Origin of the sequence: Streptomyces sp. NPDC050485, from assembly GCF_044458185.1 — a bacterium.
Taxonomy (GTDB): Bacteria; Actinomycetota; Actinomycetes; order Streptomycetales; family Streptomycetaceae; genus Streptomyces.
The window spans coordinates 81,376-104,463 of sequence record NZ_JBITHR010000027.1 but is presented as its reverse complement, the minus strand read 5'-3'; the positions used below and the strand labels follow the sequence as shown (position 1 = coordinate 104,463).

Genomic DNA, 23,088 nt, shown 5'->3' with positions numbered 1-23,088 from the left:
GGACCAAGGAGGCAGGCTCCACACGAGCTGACTACGCTGCCGAACTCTCCCGCCGGAAGGCATTCCGCAAGTCCTGATAGCCGGACTTACCGATACCCGCGGCGGCGATTTCGAGGGCGGCGCGGGCTCCGTGCTGGCCTGCGACGTCGGTGAGGTCGAGTTCGCTGTCGTTGAGGCCTGCGGTCAGTCCGGTGCCGGCTCCCGCGCCGGGCACCATGAGTCCGGCGAGCATGGCGTCGGGGCGGCCTTCTTCGGCGGGTTCTTCTTCGGGGACGGGTTCGTCGGTGAGGACGGCGACGAGTTGGCGCAGGCTGCGGACGCCGAGGACGGAGATGCCGGGGACGAGTGAGGCTTCCGCGGCGGTCTGTTCGGGCACGACGACGTGTTCGTAGCCCGCTTCGGCGGCGGCGAGGACGGCGGGCAGGATGCCGCGCACGGGGCGTACGCGTCCGTCGAGGCCGAGTTCGCCGATCATGACGAGGTCGGCGAGTTGTCGTGGATCGATGCGTTCGGCCGCGCCGAGGATGGCGCAGGCTACGGCGAGGTCGAAGCCCGAGCCGCTCTTGGGGACGGATGCGGGGCTGAGTCCGACGGTGAGTTTCTTCTGGGGCCAGGTGTCGCCGGAGTTGACGACGGCGGCGCGGACGCGGTCGCGGCTTTCGATGAGGCTCTTGTCGGGGAGTCCTACGAGGGTGAAGGCGGCGACGCCGGGTTCGAGGTCGGCCTGGACCTCTACGACGACTCCTTCGACGCCGACCAGGGCGACCGAGCAGGTGCGGGCGAATCCCATGTCAGGCCACCCCCCGCACGTGTTCGGCCCGCGGGGCGCCCTTGCGGGGCAGGACGACTCCGACAAGGTCGATGCGTACGCCGCCGGGTGGTGGTCCGCCGTGGTCGGTGAGCCAGTGGTCGGCGAGGCGTTTGAGGCGGTCGGTCTTGGCGGGGGTGAGGGCGGCCATGGGGTGTTCGTAGGCGCCGGCCCTGCGGGTCTTGACCTCGCAGACGACGAGCACGGGTCCGCAGGGGGACGTGTCGTGGGCGACGATGTCGATCTCGCCGGTCCTGCCGCATCGCCAGTTGCGTTCCAGGACTGTCATTCCGGCGGCTTCCAGCAGCCGTACCGCCAGGTCTTCGCCGTATTTTCCGAGTGCTCCGCGAGCGTTCATCCGGTACCACCTCCGGTACCGACTGTCACGCATCCGCCACCGGGAAGTGGATCTTGGTGGACAACTCGTCGGCTGTGGAAAACCCCGCCGCCCGAAGGGGTGGTTCCGCCCGGGGCCGACCCGCGTGGCCGCCCGCTCGCGGGGCGGATTCAGCGCCCCGGCCGCGGAAAGCCCCGGCCGCCCGCGATCACCCGCCCGGCAGTTCGAGGTCGCTCTTGTTCAGCTCCTCAATGTTCACGTCCTTGAACGTGAGGACCCGTACCTGCTTGACGAATCTGGCCGGCCGGTACATGTCCCAGACCCAGGCGTCCGCCATCGACACCTCGAAGAACACCTCGCCCTGGACCGAGTGCACCTGCATCTCGTAGTCGTTCGTGAGGTAGAAACGCCGCTCGGTCTCGATCACGTATTTGAACAGACCGACGACGTCGCGGTACTCCCGGTAGAGCTTCAGCTCCATCTCGGTCTCGTACTTTTCGAGGTCCTCGGCGCTCATGGCATGTTCCCCTTCAGCCGTGCGTCCCCCTATTGTGCGTCAGCCCCCTGGGCCCCTAGACGATTTCCGGGGCCAGGATCACCGGCGCAGGCGGAGGACCCTCGTCGAGCAGCGTGCGCAGCAGCTCGGCGAGCCTGGTCGGGTACACCGTCTCACGCGCCGCCGACAGTTCGGCGGAGGTCCACCACCTCAAGCCCGCGGTACTGCGCAGCTCCAGCTCCGTCAGGCCGGCCGGGGCGGCCTCGGTCTGGGTGGTACGTGCCAGGTAGTACCACTCGTCCTGTTCCCAGCGGCGCCCGTCGAAGGGAAACGAGCACCTGCGCCGCCACAGCACGGGGCCGAGCTCGACGTCTGTGATCCCGGTCTCCTCGGCGAGTTCGCGCAGGGCTGCCTCGGCGCGGGTCTCGTCGCCCTCCAGGCCGCCGCCGGGGGTGAACCACCAGGTGTCGGCGGGGTCCTCGGGCTCGTATCCGTGCATGAGCAGGATGCGGTCCTGCGGGTCGAGCAGCACGACCCGGGCCACCTTGCGCGGCTCGGTCACCGGCTCACCTCCCCGCGGGCGAAGCGGCCGGGATCCGTCGGCGCCGGGCGAGGCGGGCGATCGGCCCGTAGGCGGCTCCGGCCAGGATCAGCACCGCGCCGGCCACGACGGCGCCCACGACCAGTTTCAGCGGGCCGGGCTGCGAGAGGCCACCGGGCAGCGCCTCGAAGCCCGAGGGGCGTGCCAGCATGCCGTTCATGGGCCAGGCGACGGCGTCGACGCGGCCGGTCACGGCGGACAGCGGGACCGAGCCGTGGGCGGCGTCGTCCAGGTGGACGCGGGAGTCGAGCGAGACCAGGCGGTCGTCGCCGAGGAGGAAGACCTGCCCGGCCGGGACCTTGGCGTCGAAGGGGGTGCCGGAGGCGGGGTTCATGCCGTGCAGATACGGTTCCTCGACCGGTGTGCCGTTGACGGTCAGCCGGCCGTCCTTGCCGCAGCAGGCCACGTGGTCGCCGCCGACGCCCACGACCCGCTTGACCATGGGCATGTCGCCCCAGGTCGCGTCCTTGAAGACCACGACGTCGCCGCGCCGGACATCGCCCGCGGATATGCGCTGGGCCAGCACCCGGTCCCCGGCCTTGACGGTCGGCGACATGGACTGGGTGGGCACGGTGTACGGCTTGTACTGCACGGCGCCCCAGGCGAAGCCGCCGAGGAAGAGCACACAGCCGACGGCCACGGCCAGGCTCGACAGCACACTGCCGAGACCGCGGCCGCGGCCGTCGTGGTCCAGTCCGTTACCGCTCATCGCTGCGCTCCCTTTCCGGCAGCGCCCCGGGGTGCTCGACGCACCCCGGGGCCCCGGAGATCGACAATCCGGGACCGCACCCTACCCGGCGGTATGCCCTCGGGTCAGCCCTTGGCGACCGGGCTTTCCGCCTTGACCTGCGCTTGAAGGAGCTTGCGGCGGCGCCACAGCACCATCGGCACCGCGCCGACGAGGCCGAGGGCGGCGGGCGCGCCCGTGCCCATCGCGCTCAGGCCGGGCTGGTCGAAGGTGTCCGGGACGCCGAGCCAGTCCAGGCGGTTGAGCGGCCAGGCGATGGTGAGGGCGCGGCCGACGACCTCGTCGGTGGAGACCGTGCCGCCGCCGGTCAGCTCCTGGTGGTAGCGGGAGTCCAGGGAGTTCTGGCGGTGGTCGCCCATCACCCAGATCCGCCCGTCCGGCACCTTGAGCGGCCCGAACGGCATGTCGTCGCAGGCGCTGTCGCCCGGGTAGATGTACGGCTCCTTCAGGGCGTGGCCGTTGACCATGACGGGCCCGCCCTTCTTGCACTCCACGGTGTCGCCGCCGACCGCGATGACCCGCTTGATCAGGTCCTTCTCCTCGGCGGACGGCATCAGGCCGATGAAGCTGAGGAACTTCTGCGCCGCGTTCGGGTTCGGCGTGGGCTCGCCGTCGAGCCAGCCGCCCGGGTCGTGGAAGACGACGACCTCGCCGCGCTGCGGCTCGGCGCCGAACCACGGGGTCAGTTTGTCGACAAGAACCCGGTCGCCGCGCTGCAGGGTGTCCTGCATCGAGTCCGAAGGGATGGAGAACGCCTGCACCAGAAACGTCTTGATCAGCAGGGCGAGAACCAGGGCGATGATGATGAGGAGCGGCAGTTCCTTCCAGAAGGAACGCGGCTTCCTGGGGGCGCGGCCCTCGCCCTCACGGGGTCCTTCGTCGCCGGAACCGCCGTCGCCCGGTCCGCTGTCCTGTGCCGGCACCACGGGCGGGGTTCCGTCCACGGACGGCACGGAGCCCGGTCCCGCGACTGGTCCCGGGGAGGAATCGGCGAGCCCATGCTCCGGCCGCTCCTCCGGCTCTTCGCGTCCGGATCGTGCGCCGACCGCCAAATCCCCCACATCCACTCCTCACTCTGTGCCACCGCCTGGTCCGTACAAGGCTCAGGCCCACCACTCCCATAACGAGCGGGAGTTCCGCAGGGGTCGGGGGCTGGGTCGCTCGGTCCGGATCCGCCGCCGGATCCCGGGACGACACCCTATTCGACGCGGGCAGTGCCGAGCCGCCGGGCGCGGCGGGCACCGAGCTGAACGCGGGCGGCTCCTGAAGCCTGCGCCAGTGCGAGAAGGCTATGACCACTGCGCGGCCCACCACGCCCCCCTCGGAGACGGTGCCCTGGTGACCGTCGTTGAGGTGGTACCGGGAGTCCGCGGAGTTGGACCGGTGGTCGCCCATGACGAACAGCCGGCCCTGGGGAACCTTTACCTCGAATTGGATAACGCCAGGCGGATCGCCGGGGGGCACATACACATAGGGCTCGTCCAGGGGTACGCCATTGACGCTGACCCTGCCGTCCTTGTCACAGCACTTCACGGTGTCGCCGCCGACCCCTATGACGCGCTTGATCAGGTCCTGCTCGTTGTCGGAGGGCAGCAGGCCGATGAAGGTGAGTCCCTGTTTGACCTGCTTGACGACGACGGGGTCCTCGCCGGAGGCCGTCTTCTGCTCGTCCTTGAGCCAGCCGCCGGGGTCTTTGAACACCACGACGTCACCCCGCTGCGGCGTCGAGCCGAACCAGGGCGTGAGCTTGTCGACCAGGACCCGGTCGCCGATGGTGATCGTCTGCTGCATCGAGCCGGACGGGATCACGAAGGCCTGCACGAGGAAGGTCTTCAGTACGAGCGCGATGAGCAGCGCCACGGTGATCAGGAGAGGTATCTCGCGCACCGCGGACCTGCGTCTGCGCCGCTTGACCTTGCGGGCGAGCCTGCGGCGCTCGGCACGGCCGGTCTGGCCGCGCCGGCCGGGGTCGGGTGCGGCGCTCGTGGGCCGGGTGCCGGTGGGCAGCGGCTGGTCGTGGGCGGGGGCGGTTGAGCGCGGCCGCCCGCGATTACCCATGTCCCCCGCCCGGGCTCCGTACGCCCGCGAAGGCGTCGGAACCGCCCACCGAGGTCCACCGGCCGAAGGGCCAGCCGATCCAGTCGGCCCGCCCGATCACCCGGTCCACCGGCACCATGCCGCCGCCGGGGTCGCCGAGGTGGTCGCGGGAGTCGCTGGAGCGGGAGCGGTGGTCGCCGAGGACCCACAGCGTGTTGTCGGGCACGACGATGTCGAAGGGCACCTGCGAGGGGCTGTCGCCGGGGTGGAGGTAGGGCTCGTCGATGGCCGTGCCGTTCACCTGGATCCTCCCCCGTTTATCGCAGCAGACCACCCGGTCCCCGCCGACGCCGACGACGCGCTTGACGTAGTCGGTCTCGGCGGGCTCGGTCAGCCCGAGTGCCGCTCCTGCTGAACGCACGGCACGCCCCAGCGGGTTCCCCTCGTCGCCTTCTTGTACGAAGGAGCCGCGGCCGTCGAAGACGACGACGTCGCCGCGCGCCGGGGTGCTGCCGAAGCGGTAGGCGAGTTTGTCGACCAGGACCCGGTCGCCGACCTGAAGGGTCGGTTCCATGGAGCCGCTGGGGATGAGGAAGGGCTGTACGGCGAAGTGGCTGAGCAGCAGCAGGAAGACCACGCAGATGGTGAGCAGCGCCGCGGCTTTGCGCCAGGGCCCGTCGAGGTGGCCGGAAAGTGCGGTGAAACGCGCGGAGCGCGACCGTTCCGCGGGCCCCAGATCGGGGGTGGCGGAAGGGTCGCGCTCCGTGTGCTGTGCTTCGGTGTCCATCGGGGCCAGAGCTTATCCGGCTGCCGTCAGACCCGTACGCGGGTGTGAGCCGGGGCTCAGCGGTCGCGCTTCTCCTTGATCTTCGCGGCCTTGCCGCGCAGCTCACGGAGGTAGTAGAGCTTGGCGCGACGGACGTCACCGCGGGTCACGACCTCGATCTTCTCGAAGATCGGGGAGTTCACCGGGAAGGTGCGCTCGACGCCGACGGAGAAGGAGACCTTGCGGACCGTGAAGGTCTCGGAGACACCGGCGCCCTGGCGGCGGATGACTACGCCCTTGAACTGCTGGATACGGGAGCGGTTGCCCTCGATGACGCGGACGTGGACGTTGACGGTGTCACCCGGGCGGAAGGCCGGGACGTCGGTGCGCAGCGTGGCCGCGTTGACGGAGTCGAGCAGGCTTGCCATGTCTGACTGCTTCCTCGCCGATGCCACAGGTCATCAGCGGAATTGGAGATGAGTTGGGGGTGCTGTGCGCGAGGGCGGCGTCGTTCCCCCTGTGGCAGGGGCGCCGGCTGGGCGTACAGCAGCGGCCTATTCTTCCACGGCCTGCGGCCTGCGCCAAAATCGGCCGCCGGGCTCGGGGGCCCAGCCGAGGATGGACAGGGTCTCGCGGTCCTTCTTGTCGAAGGCGCCGGCGTCGCAACGCTCGATCAGGTCGGGCCTGTTGAGGGCGGTGCGCCTGAACGCCTCGTCGCGCCGCCAGCGGGCGATCTTGCCGTGGTGGCCGCTGAGGAGGACGTCCGGGATGCCCCGGCCGCGCCACTCGGGGGGCTTGGTGTAGACGGGGCCTTCGAGGAGGTTTGCCATGGCGCCGGGCGCGAAGGAGTCGTCGCGGTGGGACTCGGCGTTGCCGAGGACGCCGGGCAGCAGCCGGGCCACGGCCTCGGTGATCACGAGGACGGCGGCTTCGCCTCCGGCCAGTACGTAGTCGCCGATGGACACCTCGTACACGGGCAGCCGGGTCGCGTACTCGTCCATGACGCGGCGGTCGATGCCTTCGTAGCGGGCGGGCGTGAAGATCAGCCAGGGCCGTGCGGAGAGCTCGACGGCGAGTTCCTGGGTGAAGGGGCGGCCGCTGGGCGTGGGGACGACCAGGACCGGGCCGTGTGCCCCGGATTCGTATCCGTCCGCGAGTGCGTCGTCCAGGCAGGCGCCCCACGGCTCGGTCTTCATGACCATGCCGGGTCCGCCGCCGTAGGGGGTGTCGTCCACCGTGTTGTGGCGGTCGTACGTCCAGTCCCGCAGGTCGTGGACGTGGACGTCGAGTTGACCGCGGGCCCTGGCCTTGCCGACCAGGGAGACGTTCAGCGGTTCGAGGTACTCGGGAAAGATCGTGACGACGTCGAGCCGCATCAGCCGGCGTCCTCGGCATCGCGGCCAGCGGCGGTCCCGGCATCGCTGCCGTCGTCGTCGTCGCTGCTTGAGTCGATCACAGCCTCGCTGTCGTCGATGAGGCCGGGTGGCGGGTCGATGACCGCGCGCTGCTGCTCCAGGTCGATCTCGGTGACGATCTGTTCCACGAAGGGGATCATGACCTCGCTGCCGTCGGGCCGCTCCACGATGAAGAGGTCCTGCGAGGGCAGGTGGGTGATCTCGGTGATGCGGCCGATCTCGGTGCCGTCGGCGAGCACCACGTCGAGGTCCATGAGCTGGTGGTCGTAGTACTCGTCGGGCTCTTCCGGCAGTTCGGCCGGGTCGACGTCGGCGATGAGGAGGGTGTTGCGCAGGGCCTCGGCGGCGTTGCGGTCGCGCACTCCCTCGAAGCGCAGCAGCAGCCGGCCGCTGTGCACCCGGCCGGTCTCGATGGTCAGCGGGCCCGCCGACGCCGGGTCGGTGGTGAGGACGGCGCCGGGGCCGAGCCTCAGCTCCGGCTCGTCGGTGCGCACCTCGACGGTGACCTCGCCCTTGATGCCGTGGGCGCGGCCGATCCGCGCGACTACCAACTGCACGCTTGTTTCTCCTTCAGACAGCTGCGGCCTCGGTACGGCTGCGGCCTTCGTACCACTATGGCCCGGGATACGACTGCGGGCCGGGGTGGGCCAGTGGCCCTCCCCGGCCCGAGCCGGCGTATCTAGGTAAAGCGACCCAACTGGTCAGCGGACCTGGTCCACGTCGACGAGGTCGACCCGGATGCCACGGCCGCCGATGGCGCCCACGACGGTGCGCAGCGCGCGGGCGGTACGGCCGTTGCGGCCGATCACCTTGCCGAGGTCGTCGGGGTGGACCCGGACCTCCAGCACGCGCCCACGGCGCAGGTTGCGCGAGGCGACCTGCACGTCGTCGGGGTTGTCGACGATGCCCTTCACGAGGTGCTCGAGAGCCTCCTCGAGCATGCTCAGGCCTCGGTCGACTCGGCGGCGGCCTCGGCCTCGTCCGCCTTCTTCTCGGTCTTCTTCGCCTTCTGGGTGATGGCCTCGCCCTTGGCGTCGTCGCCCTCGAGGGTCTTGGCGAAGGCCTCGAAGGAAGCGCGCTTGTCTTCCTTCGCCGCCGGCTGGAGCAGCGGCGCGGGGGCCGGCAGGCCCTTGTGCTTCTGCCAGTCGCCGGTGAGCTTCAGGATGGCGAGGACGGCCTCGGTCGGCTGGGCGCCGACGGACAGCCAGTACTGCGCACGCTCGGCGTCGACCTCGATGCGCGAGGGGTTGTACGTCGGGTGGTACAGACCGATTTCCTCGATCGCGCGACCGTCACGGCGGGTGCGGGCGTCGGCGACGACGATGCGGTAGTGCGGCTGGCGAATCTTGCCGAGGCGCTTGAGCTTGATCTTGACTGCCACTGGAGTGGTGTCTCCTGGTCTTGACGTGGTTGGGCACATGAGATGCCACGTGGGGTTGCGGTACTCGGAGTGCCCGATGGACGCGTCAGCCGGAGGCGAGAGGGTTCCTGTGCGGCTGTCGAGTACAGCTAGTCATTGTGCCACACGCCTGGGGTGCGCACGCCGGGGGCCCGTGGGGCGCCCCCGGTGGACGTCGCTCCCCCGGGGCCAGGGGGGTGTCCGGCCCCGGGGTCAGCTCGCCACGGCGACCACTTCCGCTCCCTCCGGGATGCGGAACGGCTTGCCGCAGCCGCCGCAGACGATCGGCGCCTGGGCGAGCACGGACGGCACGACGCGCACATTGCGCCCGCAGTCGCACACGGCCTTGACCCGCACGCCGCCGCCGGAGGAGCCGTGCCGGGCGGCAGGTCCGCGGAAGGAGCGCTTGGTGTCGGCGGCCGTGGCGACGGTGTGCGCCTTGAGCGCGCGTTGCAGCCGTTCGATGGTGGGCCGGTAGCGGCGCCTGGCCTCGGCGTTCAGCGTGACCAGGGAGAAGCCGCTGCTGGGGTGCGGTTCCTCCGTATGGTCGAGGCCGAGCTCCTCGGCGATCGCCAGGAATCTCCGGTTGTGGTAGCGGCCGGCGCGGGAGGTGTCGCGGACACCGCGGGCGGCGGCAATGCCGTGGACTGCCTCATGGAGCAGTCGCTCGAAGGAGAGCTCGGCGCCGCAGGCGGACGAGGACTCTCCGATCAGGGACTCGGGCGCGGCTAGGTCCGGCAGCTCGGGGTGGTACCGCTGAATGTCGGCCCACGCCTGTGCCAGCTCTGCGGCGAGAACAGGTGGTGTCGTGCTCACGTCGTGACAACGAGCCGCAGTGCCGCTGTGTTCCTATTCCGGGGCATCCCAAATAATTTGCTCGTACCCGTCAGTTGGCATTGATGCGTGCGGACGAGGGCGGGTGCGCTGATCTGCGGAGAAGGCTCACAGCTCACACCAAGGTATGACGTAGCGGCGCGTACGCCCCGGCGCGTAGAGGAAGTCTGCGCGCCGGAGCGGCTGTTGTCGGCGGATGCGCAAGAGGTGTTTCGGCCGACTCCGGGTGGCACGTGCGCCATCCGCGGCGGGGCCGGGTCGCCTCAGTAGGCGCGGGCCACGATCGCGACCGTACCGGGTGCGTCGTCGGCGTCGGGCACCGACCCGTCCTCGGCGACCAGGCACCGCACCGACACGGCCTGTTCGGCGAGCTTGGCCTCGCCCTCGGGGCCCAGCGTCGCCCACGGGATGCGCGCCCAGCCGCCGGCGACGGCGGCCTCGGCGGCCTCGTCCAGGGTGGCGACATCGCTCGTACGGGACTCGCGGCGCTCGCGGGACTGCCTCAGGAGCATCGCCTGGTCCTCTTCGAGGACGGCGGGCAGCAGCTCGGCGAGCGCGTCGATGGAGACGGACTCCTTGCCGCCGGGGATGCGGCGGGCCAGCATCGCGGTGCCGCCCTCCAGGTCGCGCGGGCCGATCTCGACGCGTACCGGGACGCCTTTGAGCTCCCAGTCCACGGCGCGGCGACCGAAGGGGGTGTCCACGCGGTCGTCCACCTGGACGCGGATGCCCGCGGCCTTGAGGCGGTCGCCCAGCTCGCGGACCTTGGCGACGGCCTCGTCGCCCTTGATCGCCATGACGACGACCTGGACGGCGGCGAGCCGCGGCGGCACCCGCAGGCCGTTGTCGTCGCCGTGCGACATGATCAGCCCGCCGACCATGCGGGTGGAGACGCCCCAGGAGGTCTGCCAGACCAGTTCCTGCTTGCCGTCCTTGGACAGGTACTGGGTGTTGAAGGCCTTGGCGAAGTTGGTGCCGAGCTCGTGGCTGGTGCCCATCTGGAGGGCCTTGCCGTCGCCCATCATCCCTTCGAGGGTGAGGGTGTTGATGGCTCCGGCGAACCGCTCCCTGGCGGTCTTGCGGCCGAGGACGACGTCGATGCCGAGGACGTTGATCATGAAGTCGGCGTAGACGTCCTTGTGGATGCGCGCCGCGTAGTCGCGGGCGTCCTCATAGGTGGCGTGGGCGGTATGCCCCTCCTGCCACAGGAATTCGCTCGTACGGAGGAAGACCCGCGGGCGCATCTCCCAACGGACCACGTTGGCCCACTGGTTGATGAGCAGCGGCAGGTCGCGGTAGCTCTGGACCCACTTCGAGAAGTAGTCGTTGATGATCGTCTCGGAGGTCGGGCGGACCACGACGGGCTCTTCGAGCTCCTTGCCGCCACCGTGCGTGACCACCGCGAGCTCGGGCGCGAAGCCCTCGACGTGCTGAGCCTCGCGAGTCAGGTAAGACTGGGGGATGAAGAGCGGGAAGTACGCGTTCTGGGCGCCCGCGTCCTTGATGCGTGCGTCCATCTCCTGCTGCATCCGCTCCCAGAGGCCATAGCCGTACGGTCGGATCACCATGGTGCCGCGCACGGGGCCGTTGTCCGCGAGCTCGGCCTTGTTGATCAGATCCTGGTACCAGCGGGGAAAGTCTTCCGCCTGGGGCGTGAGAACGGGTGCCTTTGCCATGGCGCGAATGGTACGGCGCAGGGGTGCCGGAGCGTGAATCGCCTTCCGGCCGCCCCGGCCCGGTACTTGTTGGCGTTCCTGCCCTCCGCCCTCTGGACGCGGGGCGGGATGCGGAGTTCCCTGGCATTCGGGGGAAGTGCGTACGGACATTCACGGGGGGCTGTCAATCAGGGCACAGCTGACCTCTCGGCGGATTGGGGCGCTTTCCATGACACCAACGCTCGTCCGGCATCAGTCCCGTACGGCCTCGGTCCCCTTCGGGGGCACGTCCGTGCGCGCGCGGGACTGGGCGGAGATCCAGGAACGGATGCTGGTCCCCCTCTTCGAGGCGGCGTACGAGCGCCTCGACGTCGGACCGGGCACCCGGCTGCTCGGGCTCGGCTGCGGCACCGGGCTCGCGCTGGTGCTCGCGGCCTCGCGCGGGGCGGCGGTGACCGGGGTCGACCGCCCCGAGCGTGCCGCGCGGCTGGCGCTGGCGCGTGAGCGGCTGCTGCCCGGGCCGGGGCGGGGCGGCGCTGCGGGGCCGGGCGGGAGCCGGCTGGTGACGGGCGGGCCCGCCGACACCGCTGAGCCGGGTCGCAGCCCGTACAACTTGATCACCGCTTTCGAGCCGGTCGGCTGTGCGGCCGGTGATACGGAAGGTCTGGTGCCCGCGCTGGAGTCGGCGGTCGCGCTCGCGGAGCACGGCAGTGCGGTGGTGCTGGCCGGCTGGGGTCCGCCGGAGCGGTGTGCCACCTCGGCGGTGCTGCGGGTGGCGACCCGGCTGACCGGCCGGGTGAGCGACGCCGCGCGCTGGCGGCCGAGCCGGCGCGACGACCTGGAGGACGTGGCCGCGCGGGCCGGGCTCGGGCCGGACGGTTCGGGCCGGGTGGCGTGCCCCTTCGGTTACGCGGACCTGGACAGCGCGGTGCGGGGTCTGCTGGCGACGGGCGCGTTCGACGCGGCGGCCCGGGCCACCGACCAGGCCCAGGTCGGGAAGGAGCTCGCCGAGGCGCTGCACGCGCATGTCCGGCGGGACGGCACGGTGTGGATGCCGAACGTCTTCCGCTATCTGATCGCCCGTACGCCGTGATCCCCAACTAGCCATTGAGTCAAGGGGGTTGAGGTTTCGCTCTACGATCCCGCCTTCGCCAGGCGGGGGATCCCGGCCGCGCGGTAGGCGGCCTCCTCCTCCAGGGTCTCGTTCGCGAGCAGGGCCTCCGCCAGCGCGTCCAGCTTGGCGCGGTTCTCGCGCAGCAGTCGGCACGCGGTCTCGTAGCACTCGTCGACGATGCGCCGCATCTCGTGGGCGACGGCGTCCAGGGTGGCGGGCGCCGCGGAGAGCCCGTACGCCTGCTGGGCGTCGCTCGGCAGCGCGGTCAGCGGGCCGATCCGCTCGCTCATGCCCCAGCGGGCCACCATCCCGCGGACCAGGTTGGTGACCTGTTCGAGGTCGTTCTCGGCGCCGGTGGTGATGACGTCGAAGACGGTCCGCTCGGCCGCCATGCCGCCGAGGGCGCCGATGATCCGGCCGCGCAGGTAGTCCTCGGTGTACGCGTACTTGTCGGCGTCCGGGGTGGACAGGGTGACGCCGAGGGCCCGGCCGCGCGGCACGATGGTGACCTTGCGGACCGGGTCCGCGCCGGGCTGGAGCATCCCGAGCAGCGCGTGCCCGCTCTCGTGGTACGCGGTGCGGCGGCGCTCCTCGTACGGCATCACCAGGGGCCGCTCGGCGCCGAGTTGGACCTTCTCCAGGGCGTCGGAGAGGTCGGACTGGGTGACGTGGCGCTGCTGGCGCTTGACGGCGAGCAGGGCCGCCTCGTTGGCGAGGTTGGCGAGTTCCGCGCCGGTCATGCCGGGGGTCGTGCGGGCGACGTGCTCCAGGTCCACGTTCCGGTCCAGCGGGATCTCCCGGGTGTGGATCTTCAAGATGGCCTCGCGGCCGCCCCGGTCGGGCGGGCTGACGTGGACGATGCGGTCGAAGCGGCCCGGCCGGGTGAGCGCCGGGTCCAGGACGTCGGACCGGTTGGTGGCGGCCAGCACGATGACGCCCTCGGAGCCGGAGAAGCCGTCCATCTCGGTGAGGATCTGGTTCAGGGTCTGTTCGCGCTCGTCGTGCCCGCCCATGCCGGAGCCGCCGCCGCGGGCCCGGCCGATCGTGTCGATCTCGTCGATGAAGACGATCGCGGGGGCCACCTTGCGGGCCTCGGCGAAGAGTTCACGTACCCGCGAGGCGCCCACGCCCACGATCATCTCGATGAACTCCGAGGCGGAGGCCGAGAAGAACGGCACCCCGGCCTCCCCCGCCACCGCCCGGGCGAGCAGCGTCTTGCCGGTTCCGGGCGCTCCCGCGAGCAGGACGCCACCGGGCATCTTCGCGCCCATCTCCCGGTAGGCGTCCGGGTTCTTGAGGAAGTCCACGACGTCGTTGAGCTCGCCCTCGACCTCGTCGATGCCGGCCACATCCTCGAAGGTGGTGCGTTTCCCGCCGGCCATCTCGACGGGTTTTGGCGGGGCCTTGCGGCCGAGCATGCCGCCGGCGCCGCCGCCCATGCCCGCGCTCATGCGCCGGGCGATGAACACCCAGAGCAGGACGAGCAGCAGCATCGGCGCGAGCGAGATCAGCAGGTTGGCCAGGAAGCTGCGGTGCACCACGACGGGTTCGGCGGTGACGGTGACGTTCTGCTTGGTCAGCTGGGTCCACAGGTCGTCGTTGGCGAAGGTGGGCCGCTGGGTGGTGAATTTGGTGTAGTCGCCGCTGCCTTCGCCGGACGGCACCGGCGCCTTGTTCTTGAGCTGGCCCTGGATGGCGTCGCCCTTGGCGTAGATCTTCGAGACGTTGCCGGCCGCGACCTGCTTGCTGAACTCGGTGTACGAGACCGTCGGCTCGCCGCCGTCGTTGAAGAACGACAGGATCAGGTTGGTGATCAGGTAGACGATCAGGGCGGTGAGGATGAGCCTGCCCCAGCCGCCGGGCAGCTTCCTCTTCGGCGCGGGCGGCGGTGGCGCCCCCTCGGAGCGCCACGGCTGGTCGGTGCGGTCGCGCGGGGGTACGGAACTGGGCACGTGCTCTCCTCATGGCCGGTACGCGCCATTATTGGAGAGCGGCATAAATGAGGCATTCCGGGCAGGTCCGATGGGCCGTCACGGTGCCGGGCCGCCGGGTCGTCACGGTGTCGGTCGCCGCGCCGTCCGGAAACGGCGAAGGCGCCTTCCGGACCGGCCGGAAGGCGCCCCACGCGCGGTGCTGCGGGCGGTCAGCCCATGAACTTCTTGAACTCGTCGGGCAGCTCGAAGTTCTTCTGCGCCTCGGCGGCCGGCAGGCCGAGCGCCCCGCCCTGCGCCTTGGCCTCGGCGGCCGCGGCCTCCTCGGCCTTGCGCTTCATGGGGTTGCCGCTCTTGCGCTTGCCCTTGGCCTGCTTGATCTGCTTCTTCTGGCGGCCGGGGCCGCCACCCATGCCGGGCATCCCCGGCATGCCCGGCATTCCGCCGCCCTGGGCCATCCGGGACATCATCTTGCGGGCGTCGAAGAACCGCTCGACCAGGTTCTTGACCGCGCTGACCTCGACGCCGGAACCCTTGGCGATACGGGCACGGCGCGAGCCGTTGATGATCGTGGCGTCGGCGCGCTCGGCCGGGGTCATCGACTTGATGATGGCGGCCGTGCGGTCGACATCCTTCTCGTCGATGTTGTTGATCTGGTCCTTGATCTGCCCCATGCCGGGCAGCATCCCGAGCAGCTTGGAGATGGAGCCCATCTTCCTGACCTGCTCCATCTGGGCCAGGAAGTCGTCCAGGGTGAAGTCCTGGCCCTTCTTCGACGCCAGCTTGGAGGCCATCTTCTCGGCCTCTTCTTGGCTGAACGTCTTCTCCGCCTGCTCGATCAGGGTGAGCAGGTCACCCATGTCGAGGATGCGGGACGCCATGCGGTCCGGGTGGAACGCGTCGAAGTCTTCCAGCTTCTCGCCGTTGGAGGCGAACATGATCTGCTTGCCGGTGACGTGCGCGATGGACAGCGCCGCACCGCCGCGGGCGTCGCCGTCGAGCTTGGAGAGCACCACTCCGTCGAAGCCCACGCCGTCGCGGAAGGCCTCGGCGGTGTTGACCGCGTCCTGGCCGATCATCGCGTCGACCACGAAGAGGATCTCGTCGGGGCTGACGGCATCGCGGATGTCCGCGGCCTGCTGCATCAGCTCCTGGTCGATGCCGAGGCGTCCGGCGGTGTCGACCACGACCACGTCGTACTGCTTGGACCGGGCGAACTCGATGGACTCCTGGGCGACCTTGACCGGGTCACCCACGCCGTTGCCCGGCTCGGGCGCGTAGACGGCGACGCCCGCGCGCTCGGCGACCACGCTCAGCTGGTTGACGGCGTTGGGGCGCTGGAGGTCGCAGGCCACCAGGAGCGGGGAGTGGCCCTGCCCCTTCAGCCACTTGCCGAGCTTTCCGGCCAGGGTGGTCTTACCGGCACCCTGGAGACCCGCGAGCATGATCACGGTCGGCGGGTTCTTGGCGAACCTGAGGCGCCGGGTCTCGCCGCCGAGGATGCCGATGAGCTCCTCGTTGACGATCTTGATGACCTGCTGGGCGGGGTTGAGGGCCTGGGAGACCTCGATGCCGGACGCGCGCTCCTTGACCTGCTTGATGAAGGAGCGGACTACGGGCAGCGCGACGTCGGCTTCGAGCAGCGCGATACGGATCTCGCGCGCCGTGGCGTCGATGTCCGCCTCGGACAGGCGGCCCTTGCCCCGGAGGTTCTTGAATGTCGCGGCAAGGCGGTCGGAGAGGGTGTCGAACACGGTGGTCGCGGGTCCTCGGCGTCGTGGGGCGGTCGGGTGAACGTCCCCCAGGGTATCCCGGGCGGCGGGAGCCTTGGGGGGTGCCTGCGGGCTTTCCCCTACCCCGCAGCCCCCAGCGCCGCCTCCAGGCTCCTGGCCACCTCCGCCGCCTCGCTGGGGGTCAGCACCGCCCCTGCCCCGTCTGTCACATAGAACGCATCCACCGCATTGGCCCCCAGCGTCGAGACGTGGGCGCTGCGCACCCGGACGCCCGCGCTCTCCAGGGCGCGCCCGATGCGATGCAGCAGACCGGGGGCGTCCTGAGCGCGGACCTCGATGACCGTGGCGTGGTGGGAGGCCGAGGGGGCGACCGTCACCCGGGGCGGCGGCGCCTGCACACCGCGGCGGCGCGGGTAGGCGGCCTCCCGCTCGGCGAGGCGGCCCTCGATGTCGAGGGAGCCGTCGAGGGCCCGCACCAGATCGGCGCGCAGCCGGGCCGCCTGCGGCAGGGAGCCGTACTCCGCGGCCACCCGCCAGTCCAGGAGGAGTACGGAGCCGCCGACCGGATCCGGGAGTTCGACCGCGCGCAGTTCGGCGGCGCGCACGGTGAGGCGGTGCATGGCGAGGACGCCGGCCGTGGCGGGCAGCACCTGCGGCTGGTCGGGGACGGCGACGAGGAGTTCCACGCCGAGAGGTTCCTGCTCGTCACAGCCGTCGGCGCGGGCCCGCAGGGCGAGGACGGGCCCGCCGGTGCGGTGCGCTTCCACGGCGAGGCGTTCCTGTTCGGCGGTGGGCGCCGCGGGTTCGGGGTCGACGCTCTCGCCCGCGAGGACCGCCGAGGCGCGTTTCACCAGGTCCGCGACGAGCGCTCCGCGCCAGGACGACCAGGCGGCGGGTCCGGTGGCCAGCGCGTCCGCCTCGGTGAGGGCGTGCAGCAGTTCCAGGGTGCCGGTCGAGCCGACCGCGTCCGCGACCGCGCGCACGGTCGCCGGGTCGTCCAGGTCGCGCCGGGTCGCGGTCTCGATGAGCAGCAGGTGGTGGCGTACGAGCGTGGCGATGACGGTCACGTCGTCGCCGGGGAAGCCGATCCGCGCCGCCATGTCGCGGGCGATGGTCTCGCCGGCCACCGAGTGGTCGCCGGGCCAGCCCTTGCCGATGTCGTGCAGGAGGGCGGCGACCAGGAGCAGGTCGGGGCGGCCGACCCGGCGGGTCAGATACGAGGCCCGCACGGCGGTCTCCACCAGGTGGCGGTCGACGGTCCAGGTGTGCACGGCGTTGCGTTGCGGGCGGCAGCGGACCCGCTCCCAGTCGGGCAGCAGCCGGGTGATGAGGCCTTCCGCTTCCAGGGCCTCCCACACGGGGACGGTCGGCTCCCCCGCGCCGAGCAGCGTGACGAGTTGTTCGCGGGCCTCGGCGGGCCAGGGCGACGGGAGGGGCCGCGCCGCGCTCGCCAGCCGGCGTACCGCGTGCGGGGAGACGGGCAGCGCGGACTGGGCGGCCGCGGCGGCGGCGCGCAGCGGCAGGACCGGGTCCTTCTCGGGGCGGGCGGCCAGCGCGAGCACGACCTCGCCGTCCTGTTCCACGACGCCTTCGGCGAGCGGGGTCCGCCCGGGTGCGGCGGTGCGGCCGCCGAGGAGTCCGCGCAGCCGGGGCCGCGCGGACCGGGCCCGCAGCACCCGGCCGACCTCGCGCCAGGTGACGTCGCCCGCATAGGAGATGACGCGTGCCGACTCCGATACCTGACGCAGCATCACATCGGCGTCGAGGAGCTCCAGTTCGGCCGCCACGGCGTCCTGCTCCTGGAGGGCGAGGCGGTCGGTGGCCCGGCCGGTGCACAGGTGCAGCGCGTCGCGCACGTCCAGAAGTCTGCGCCGGGCCTCGCCGAGCCCTTCCCTGGGCGCGTCCGCCAGCCAGGAGGCTGCGACCGCCCGCAGTGCGGTGGCGTCCCGCAGACCGCCCCTGGCCTCCTTGAGGTCGCCTTCGAGGAGGTACTGCAACTCGCCCTGCCGCTCGGCCCGTTCGCGGCACAGCTCGTCCAGTTCGGGCAGGCGCTTCGCGGCGAGGTTGCGCCAGTCGGCGAGGACGGCGGTGCGCAGGGCGGCCGTCATGGCGAGGTCGCCCGCGACATGGCGGGCGTCCAGGAGGCCGAGCTGGACCTTGAGGTCCTCGCCCGCCGTCCGGCGGGCCTGGGCCGGGGTGCGTACGGAGTGGTCGAGGGCGAGGCCGAGGTCCCACACCGGGTACCAGAGCCGGTCGGCGAGGGAGGCGACGGCCGCGGCGTCGGCCCGTCCGTCGTGCAGGAGCAGCAGGTCGAGGTCGCTGCGCGGGGAGAGTTCGCCGCGCCCGTAGCCGCCGACCGCGACCAGGGAAGCGCCCGCCACCTCGGCGGCTTCGGCGGCGACGGTGAACATCCTGGCCAGCCAGTCGTCGGTCAGCTCGGCCAGGGCCGCACGGCGCGGCGGCCCGGACTGCGCCTTCTCGTTGAGAAGACGCAGCCGGGCCGCCGCGTAGCCGTCGGGCTCCGAGTCGCCGTCAGAGGATTCCGTGCTCACTTCAACGCTCGTCACCCAGCAGCTCCTTGCTGTCTCTACAGTGCGTCGGGTCCGCGCTCGCCGGTCCGTACCCGGACCGCCGTCTCGACCGGCATGCTCCACACCTTGCCGTCGCCGATCTTTCCGGTGCGGGCGGCCTTGACCACGACGTCGATCAGCTCCTCCGCGTCGTCGTCCTCGACCAGGACCTCTATCCGGATCTTGGGTACGAGGTCGACGGTGTACTCGGCGCCCCGGTAGACCTCGGTGTGGCCGCGCTGGCGCCCGTATCCGCTGGCCTCGGTGACGGTCAGGCCGTGGACGCCGAAGGCCTGGAGGGCCTGCTTGATCTCGTCCAGCCGGTGCGGCTTGACGACCGCGGTGATGAGCTTCATGCGTCCACCTTCTTGTTCGCTGCCACTTCGCCCGGGGCCGGCGCGGTGGTGCGGGGCGCCGTGCCGCCGCCCGCGCCGCTGAAGTCGTACGCCGTCTCGGCGTGCTCGACCTGGTCGATGCCGAGGACCTCGTCGTCCTCGGGGACCCGCATCCCGATCGTCTTGTCGAGGGCGAAGGCCAGGATGGCCGAGACCACCAGCGAGTAGCCGAGGACCGCGCCGACACCGATGGCCTGCTTGCCGAGCTGGTCCAGGCCGCCTCCGTAGAAGAGGCCCTTGGCGGTGGACTGTACGCCGCCGGTGGCGAAGAGGCCGATGAGCAGCGAGCCGGCGATGCCGCCGACCATGTGGACGCCGACCACGTCGAGCGAGTCGTCGAAGCCGAAGCGGTACTTGAGGCCGACGGCCATGGCGCACAGGACGCCCGCGATGACGCCGATGGCGATCGCGCCGAGGGGGCTTACGCAGCCGCCGGAGGGGGTGATGGCGACGAGGCCCGCGACCGCGCCGGACGCGGCGCCCAGCGTGGTGAAGGAGCCGTGCCGGAGCTTCTCGTACAGCAGCCAGGCGAGCATCGCGGCGGCCGTGGCGACCTGGGTGTTGACGAACATGACGGCGCCCACGCCGTCGTCGTTGCCGAGCCAGGAGCCGGCGTTGAAGCCGAACCAGCCGAACCACAGCAGGGCCGCGCCGAGCATGACGAGCGGCAGGCTGTGCGGCCGCATCGGGTCCTTCTTGAAGCCGACGCGCTTGCCGATGACCAGGATCACGCCGAGGGCGGCCGCACCCGCGTTGATGTGGACGGCGGTGCCGCCGGCGAAGTCGATGACGCCCTTCTTGAAGAGCCAGCCGTCCGAGGCCCACACCCAGTGCGCGACCGGGAAGTAGACGACGGTGACCCACAGGGCGATGAACAGCGACCAGGCGGTGAACTTGACACGGTCCGCGAGGGCTCCGCTTATGAGCGCTGGCGTGATGATCGCGAACATCAGCTGGAAGACGGCGAAGACGTAGATCGGGATGGTGGATCCGGGCCAGAGCTGGACCAGGCCGATGCCGCTGAGCCCGAAGTAGGCCTTGCTCCAGCCGATGAAGCCGTTGCTCTCGCCGAAGGTCAGGCTGAATCCGTAGAGCACCCACAGGATCGTGACGATGCCGAGGCTGATGAAGCTCATCATGAGCATGTTGAGGGTGCTCTTGACGCGGACCATGCCTCCGTAGAAGAAGGCCAGGCCCGGGGTCATGATCATCACCAGCGCTGAGCAGATCAGCATGAATCCGGTGTTGGCGCTGGACAGCTGCGGAGCGTCAGCTGCGAGCGTGATGCCTGGGGGCATCGGCGTCTCCTCGTCGTCGGTACGACCCGTGCGGGGGCGTTACTCGGGCGGGAACTGGCTGGGGGGCCGGTTATGCGCCATGAGGTTGGCCCAGCGCGGTTTCGGTCGATGCCGCTCGATGTTTCACCGCAGTGACGAAGGAGGCGGGCGTGTTACACGCCCGTGAATTGCCGGATCAGAAGGGGGTCCGGCCACTACCATCCGCGTACGTTCGCGGACACCGGACCGGCCGCGACGTCACCCGCTCGACCTGGCGTGGGGAGCCGAGTCGGGCGGAACGGGGGGAGGGGGCCGCGGCCGGGATTCTGGTGCCCTTGCTCAGACGGCCTCGGCCGTCTCGGGCAGTTCCCTGCTGAGAAGGTCGGTCATCTGGACGACTTCGGCGACGTTCCCGAAGTCGCGGGCGGCGGTGTCGACGGTCTTGCGCAGCCGGGTGTTGACCCGCTCGGAGCGGACCCGCTTGGCGACCCGCAGGGCCTGCTCGGCCAGCACCGTGGACTGCTCCGGCTCGCGCTTGAGCAGGTGCACGGTGGCCATGCCGATCAGGTTCAGCGCGTACGACCTCTGGTGCTCGTCGTCCTTGCCGAACAGGGCGACGGCCTGTTCCATCACGGGTTCGGCGAGCGAGGCGTAGGTGGGGCTGCGGCCGGCCACATAGGCGAGGTCGCGGTAGGAGTGGGCGTTCTCGCCGTTCAGCTCCGCCTCCGAGAAGAAGCGGATCCAGTCGGGCTCCGGCTCGCCGTCGAGCCCGGCGTCCCCGAAGGTGTCCTCGGCCATCCGGACGGCCCGTTTGGTCTTGCTGGGCTGGCCCATGTTGGCGTACGCGCGGGCCTCCATCGCATACAGCATGGCTTGGGTGCGCGGGGTGGCGCAGTCGCGGCTGCCGTACTGGGCGAGGTGGATGAGTTCCAGGGCGTCGTCGGGGCGGCCGAGGTGGATCATCTGGCGGCTCATCGAGGACAGGATGTACGAGCCGAGCGGTTTGTCGCCCGCTTCCTTGGAGGCGTGCAGGGCGAGCACGAAGTACTTCTGGGCGGTGGGCTGGAGGCCGACGTCGTAGCTCATCCAGCCGGCCAGCTCGGCGAGTTCGGCCGCGCACTGGAAGAGGCGTTTGGCGGTGGCGGCGGGCTGGGGTTCCTGGAGCAGGTCGGTGACCTCGTGGAGCTGGCCGACCACGGCCTTGCGGCGCAGTCCGCCGCCGCACTGGGCGTCCCACTGGCGGAACATCGCGGTGGTGGATTCGAGGAGTTCCAGTTCCGGCCTCGACAGCCGGGAGGGGCGGCGGGCGTTCGCGGCGGTCTCCCGGGGACCGAGTTCACCGCCGGGCGAGGGCACCAGCCAGCGCTGCATCGGTTCGATCAGGGAGGGGCCCGCGGCCAGCATCAGCGAGGTGCCGAGGAAGCCGCGCCGGGCGAGCATGAGGTCGCTGCGGGAGAACTCGCTGAGCAGCGAGACCGTCTGGGGTCCGGCCCAGGGCAGGTCGACCCCGGCCACCGACGGTGACTGGTGGGCCTGGCGCAGGCCGAGGTCCTCGATGGCGACGACGCTGCCGAAGCGTTCGGAGAACAGCTCGGAGAGGATGCGGGGAATGGGCTCGCGGGGCATTTCGCCGTCGAGCCAGCGCCGGACCCTTGAGGTGTCGGTGCTGATGTGGTGCGCGCCCATCTGGCGTGCGCGCCGGTTCACTTGGCGCGCCAACTCGCCCTTCGACCAGCCGCTCCGCACGAACCACGAACTCAGCTGCTCGTTGGGGCGCTTGCCGGCGCTCGTACCGCTAGCCCCACTGCCGCCCACGGGAACGCCCCCATTCCATTGAAGTCTCTGCCTGCCGGTTGTGCATCGATTGCGCGAACCCCTACCAGAATGCCGCTAGTTGGGCCTCCTGTCTTACGGTTGCCCCCGCTCGGACGGTAAACCGGCTTGCCTCCGGCATACCCGCAAGCGGTTGCATCCACAGGGTTCGTGTACCGACGGTAATCCTACGATCACCCCTCTAGCCATGGCGATTCCACAATCGCCACCATTCGCCACCCCTTCGAATGAACTCGCTTGGCGCCGGGCGCGATTCACTTGACACATGACGATCAGCGTCGGGTGGAGCGGAGCGAGCCGGGGCGCGCGCGACGAATCGCACCACCCCTTTCACAACCGCGACCGACCTGGCGGAGACGGAGCGTGAAGGGAAGACTCCGCATCGTCACGACAACCTGGCCGGCGTCGTAACCACCGGCGCGGCAGACCCGTTGGAGGGGGCATGGGCTTCACGATCGGCGGCGGCCGGGGGATCAGGGAGACCCGGCCCGGCTCTTGGCGCCTCGGCCGCTCGGCGCGCTCGACCCGCACGAGTGAGGTCACCGCGGTCGCCGAGTACACCGGCCTGTGGGGCTGGGACGTCGCGCCGGGCGCCCGCGAGCTGAACGGCCAGTGCTCCTGCGGCAGTTCGGCGTGTACGTCGCCGGGCGCGCACCCGCTCGGCTTCATGCCGGAGGTCCCGGCGGGCGCCACCCTGGACGAGGTGACCAAGGCGTGGTCCCAGTGCCCGGGCGCGGCGGTACTGCTGCCGGTCGGTCGGACCTTCGACGTGCTGGACGTGGCGGCCCCGGCCGGACGGCGCGCCCTGGTGCGGCTGGAGCGGATGGGGATGCCGCTGGGGCCGGTGTCGAGCACGCCGGCCGGCCGCACCCATTTCTACGTCGCCCCGGGCGCCTCGGCCGAACTCCCCCGGCTGCTCTACCGGATGGGCTGGGACGACGCCGGTCTCGACCTGCGCTGCCCGCCGCGCGGCGGCCACGTACCGGCGCCGCCGTCGGGTGAGGTGCACTGGCTGCGCCCGCCGTCCCTGGACACGGCGACCCGCCCACCCGAGGCCCGGCTGCTGCTCGGCACACTCGCGTACATCTGCCACCGTTCGGCGGCGTAACCCCGGACACAAAGACGCCCCGCCGCATCCT

The 23,088-nt window shown here is 70.9% G+C and carries 22 protein-coding genes and 1 pseudogene; 2 read left to right on the top strand and 21 right to left on the bottom strand.

What is annotated here, in order from left to right; genetic code table 11:
- Positions 1 to 94: 94 nt before the first annotated feature.
- From ACIBK6_RS35830 to proS, 15 genes and pseudogenes are all read right to left on the bottom strand, one after another.
- Positions 95 to 790, bottom strand: a pseudogene (locus ACIBK6_RS35830) (magnesium chelatase domain-containing protein); the annotation flags it as partial.
- A 1-nt stretch (position 791) separates the two neighbouring features.
- Positions 792 to 1,166, bottom strand: coding sequence for a YraN family protein (locus ACIBK6_RS35825; RefSeq protein ID WP_399056581.1), 375 nt, complete (start codon positions 1,164 to 1,166; stop codon positions 792 to 794).
- Positions 1,167 to 1,353: 187 nt separating this feature from the next.
- Entirely contained in the window at positions 1,354 to 1,662 is a 309-nt protein-coding gene (locus ACIBK6_RS35820) for a DUF2469 domain-containing protein (RefSeq protein ID WP_003965949.1), read from the bottom strand.
- 55 nt (positions 1,663 to 1,717) lie between these two features.
- Entirely contained in the window at positions 1,718 to 2,203 is a 486-nt protein-coding gene (locus ACIBK6_RS35815) for an NUDIX hydrolase (protein ID WP_399056579.1), read from the bottom strand.
- Positions 2,204 to 2,207: 4 nt separating this feature from the next.
- Positions 2,208 to 2,951 carry a signal peptidase I gene (gene lepB, locus ACIBK6_RS35810; protein ID WP_399056577.1) on the bottom strand — a complete coding sequence of 248 codons (744 nt, stop codon included), beginning with the start codon at positions 2,949 to 2,951 and terminating at the stop codon, positions 2,208 to 2,210.
- 104 nt (positions 2,952 to 3,055) lie between these two features.
- Positions 3,056 to 3,913, bottom strand: a complete 858-nt coding sequence (gene lepB / locus ACIBK6_RS35805) for a signal peptidase I (RefSeq protein WP_399056590.1) — start codon at positions 3,911 to 3,913, stop codon at positions 3,056 to 3,058.
- Entirely contained in the window at positions 3,855 to 5,048 is a 1,194-nt protein-coding gene (lepB, locus tag ACIBK6_RS35800; RefSeq protein ID WP_399056575.1) for a signal peptidase I, read from the bottom strand. Before lepB (ACIBK6_RS35800) ends, lepB (ACIBK6_RS35805) begins: the two co-directional genes overlap by 59 nt.
- Positions 5,041 to 5,814: a signal peptidase I gene (lepB, locus tag ACIBK6_RS35795; protein WP_399056573.1), complete on the bottom strand. Its 774-nt coding sequence runs from the start codon at positions 5,812 to 5,814 to the stop codon at positions 5,041 to 5,043. The genes lepB (ACIBK6_RS35800) and lepB (ACIBK6_RS35795) overlap by 8 nt, the downstream gene beginning before the upstream one ends.
- Positions 5,815 to 5,870: 56 nt before the next feature.
- On the bottom strand, positions 5,871 to 6,221 hold the full coding sequence (gene rplS, locus ACIBK6_RS35790; RefSeq protein ID WP_261716477.1) for a 50S ribosomal protein L19: 351 nt from the start codon (positions 6,219 to 6,221) through the stop codon (positions 5,871 to 5,873).
- Positions 6,222 to 6,347: 126 nt separating this feature from the next.
- Complete coding sequence (gene trmD / locus ACIBK6_RS35785; protein ID WP_399056571.1) at positions 6,348 to 7,169, bottom strand: tRNA (guanosine(37)-N1)-methyltransferase TrmD; 822 nt, start codon at positions 7,167 to 7,169, stop codon at positions 6,348 to 6,350.
- Positions 7,169 to 7,765 (bottom strand): ribosome maturation factor RimM, encoded by a 597-nt coding sequence (rimM, locus tag ACIBK6_RS35780; RefSeq protein WP_399056569.1) that lies wholly within the window; start codon positions 7,763 to 7,765, stop codon positions 7,169 to 7,171. The genes trmD and rimM overlap by 1 nt, the downstream gene beginning before the upstream one ends.
- A 144-nt stretch (positions 7,766 to 7,909) precedes the next feature.
- Positions 7,910 to 8,149: an RNA-binding protein gene (locus tag ACIBK6_RS35775; protein WP_005311361.1), complete on the bottom strand. Its 240-nt coding sequence runs from the start codon at positions 8,147 to 8,149 to the stop codon at positions 7,910 to 7,912.
- A gap of 2 nt (positions 8,150 to 8,151) precedes the next feature.
- On the bottom strand, positions 8,152 to 8,589 hold the full coding sequence (rpsP, locus tag ACIBK6_RS35770) for a 30S ribosomal protein S16 (protein ID WP_399056567.1): 438 nt from the start codon (positions 8,587 to 8,589) through the stop codon (positions 8,152 to 8,154).
- Between the two features lie 231 nt (positions 8,590 to 8,820).
- Entirely contained in the window at positions 8,821 to 9,423 is a 603-nt protein-coding gene (locus tag ACIBK6_RS35765) for a hypothetical protein (protein ID WP_399056565.1), read from the bottom strand.
- Positions 9,424 to 9,704: 281 nt separating this feature from the next.
- Positions 9,705 to 11,117, bottom strand: a complete 1,413-nt coding sequence (proS, locus tag ACIBK6_RS35760; protein WP_399056563.1) for a proline--tRNA ligase — start codon at positions 11,115 to 11,117, stop codon at positions 9,705 to 9,707.
- A 208-nt stretch (positions 11,118 to 11,325) separates the two neighbouring features.
- Between proS and ACIBK6_RS35755 the strand changes: the two genes are divergently transcribed.
- Positions 11,326 to 12,189: an SAM-dependent methyltransferase gene (locus ACIBK6_RS35755; protein WP_399056561.1), complete on the top strand. Its 864-nt coding sequence runs from the start codon at positions 11,326 to 11,328 to the stop codon at positions 12,187 to 12,189.
- A 41-nt stretch (positions 12,190 to 12,230) separates the two neighbouring features.
- On the opposite strand, the gene ftsH is transcribed toward ACIBK6_RS35755, so the two are convergent.
- The 6 genes from ftsH to ACIBK6_RS35725 all read right to left on the bottom strand — a co-directional run bounded on the left by ftsH (position 12,231) and on the right by ACIBK6_RS35725 (position 21,931).
- On the bottom strand, positions 12,231 to 14,162 hold the full coding sequence (ftsH, locus tag ACIBK6_RS35750; RefSeq protein ID WP_399056559.1) for an ATP-dependent zinc metalloprotease FtsH: 1,932 nt from the start codon (positions 14,160 to 14,162) through the stop codon (positions 12,231 to 12,233).
- A gap of 191 nt (positions 14,163 to 14,353) precedes the next feature.
- Positions 14,354 to 15,895 (bottom strand): signal recognition particle protein, encoded by a 1,542-nt coding sequence (ffh, locus tag ACIBK6_RS35745; RefSeq protein WP_399056557.1) that lies wholly within the window; start codon positions 15,893 to 15,895, stop codon positions 14,354 to 14,356.
- 98 nt (positions 15,896 to 15,993) lie between these two features.
- Positions 15,994 to 18,441, bottom strand: coding sequence for a [protein-PII] uridylyltransferase (locus ACIBK6_RS35740; protein ID WP_399056555.1), 2,448 nt, complete (start codon positions 18,439 to 18,441; stop codon positions 15,994 to 15,996).
- Positions 18,442 to 18,461: 20 nt separating this feature from the next.
- A complete protein-coding gene (locus ACIBK6_RS35735; RefSeq protein WP_399056553.1) occupies positions 18,462 to 18,800 on the bottom strand; it encodes a P-II family nitrogen regulator in 339 nt (112 codons plus the stop codon).
- Positions 18,797 to 20,137 (bottom strand): ammonium transporter, encoded by a 1,341-nt coding sequence (locus tag ACIBK6_RS35730; protein WP_399056551.1) that lies wholly within the window; start codon positions 20,135 to 20,137, stop codon positions 18,797 to 18,799. Before ACIBK6_RS35730 ends, ACIBK6_RS35735 begins: the two co-directional genes overlap by 4 nt.
- 318 nt (positions 20,138 to 20,455) lie before the next feature.
- Entirely contained in the window at positions 20,456 to 21,931 is a 1,476-nt protein-coding gene (locus tag ACIBK6_RS35725; RefSeq protein WP_399056549.1) for a hypothetical protein, read from the bottom strand.
- A gap of 460 nt (positions 21,932 to 22,391) precedes the next feature.
- Here ACIBK6_RS35725 and ACIBK6_RS35720 point away from each other — a divergent pair, with 460 nt between their 5' ends.
- Positions 22,392 to 23,057 carry a bifunctional DNA primase/polymerase gene (locus ACIBK6_RS35720; RefSeq protein WP_399056546.1) on the top strand — a complete coding sequence of 222 codons (666 nt, stop codon included), beginning with the start codon at positions 22,392 to 22,394 and terminating at the stop codon, positions 23,055 to 23,057.
- Positions 23,058 to 23,088: the final 31 nt, after the last annotated feature.

Excerpts from the sequence above, each read along its gene's own strand:
- ACIBK6_RS35825 (WP_399056581.1), bottom strand. The coding sequence starts at position 1,166 with ATGAACGCTCGCGGAGCACTCGGAAAATACGGCGAAGACCTGGCGGTA.
- ACIBK6_RS35820 (WP_003965949.1), bottom strand. The coding sequence starts at position 1,662 with ATGAGCGCCGAGGACCTCGAAAAGTACGAGACCGAGATGGAGCTGAAG.
- lepB (WP_399056577.1), bottom strand. The coding sequence starts at position 2,951 with ATGAGCGGTAACGGACTGGACCACGACGGCCGCGGCCGCGGTCTCGGC.
- lepB (WP_399056575.1), bottom strand. The coding sequence starts at position 5,048 with ATGGGTAATCGCGGGCGGCCGCGCTCAACCGCCCCCGCCCACGACCAG.
- lepB (WP_399056573.1), bottom strand. The coding sequence starts at position 5,814 with ATGGACACCGAAGCACAGCACACGGAGCGCGACCCTTCCGCCACCCCC.
- rplS (WP_261716477.1), bottom strand. The coding sequence starts at position 6,221 with ATGGCAAGCCTGCTCGACTCCGTCAACGCGGCCACGCTGCGCACCGAC.
- trmD (WP_399056571.1), bottom strand. The coding sequence starts at position 7,169 with ATGCGGCTCGACGTCGTCACGATCTTTCCCGAGTACCTCGAACCGCTG.
- ACIBK6_RS35775 (WP_005311361.1), bottom strand. The coding sequence starts at position 8,149 with ATGCTCGAGGAGGCTCTCGAGCACCTCGTGAAGGGCATCGTCGACAAC.
- proS (WP_399056563.1), bottom strand. The coding sequence starts at position 11,117 with ATGGCAAAGGCACCCGTTCTCACGCCCCAGGCGGAAGACTTTCCCCGC.
- ACIBK6_RS35755 (WP_399056561.1), top strand. The coding sequence starts at position 11,326 with ATGACACCAACGCTCGTCCGGCATCAGTCCCGTACGGCCTCGGTCCCC.
- ACIBK6_RS35735 (WP_399056553.1), bottom strand. The coding sequence starts at position 18,800 with ATGAAGCTCATCACCGCGGTCGTCAAGCCGCACCGGCTGGACGAGATC.
- ACIBK6_RS35730 (WP_399056551.1), bottom strand. The coding sequence starts at position 20,137 with ATGCCCCCAGGCATCACGCTCGCAGCTGACGCTCCGCAGCTGTCCAGC.
- ACIBK6_RS35720 (WP_399056546.1), top strand. The coding sequence starts at position 22,392 with ATGGGCTTCACGATCGGCGGCGGCCGGGGGATCAGGGAGACCCGGCCC.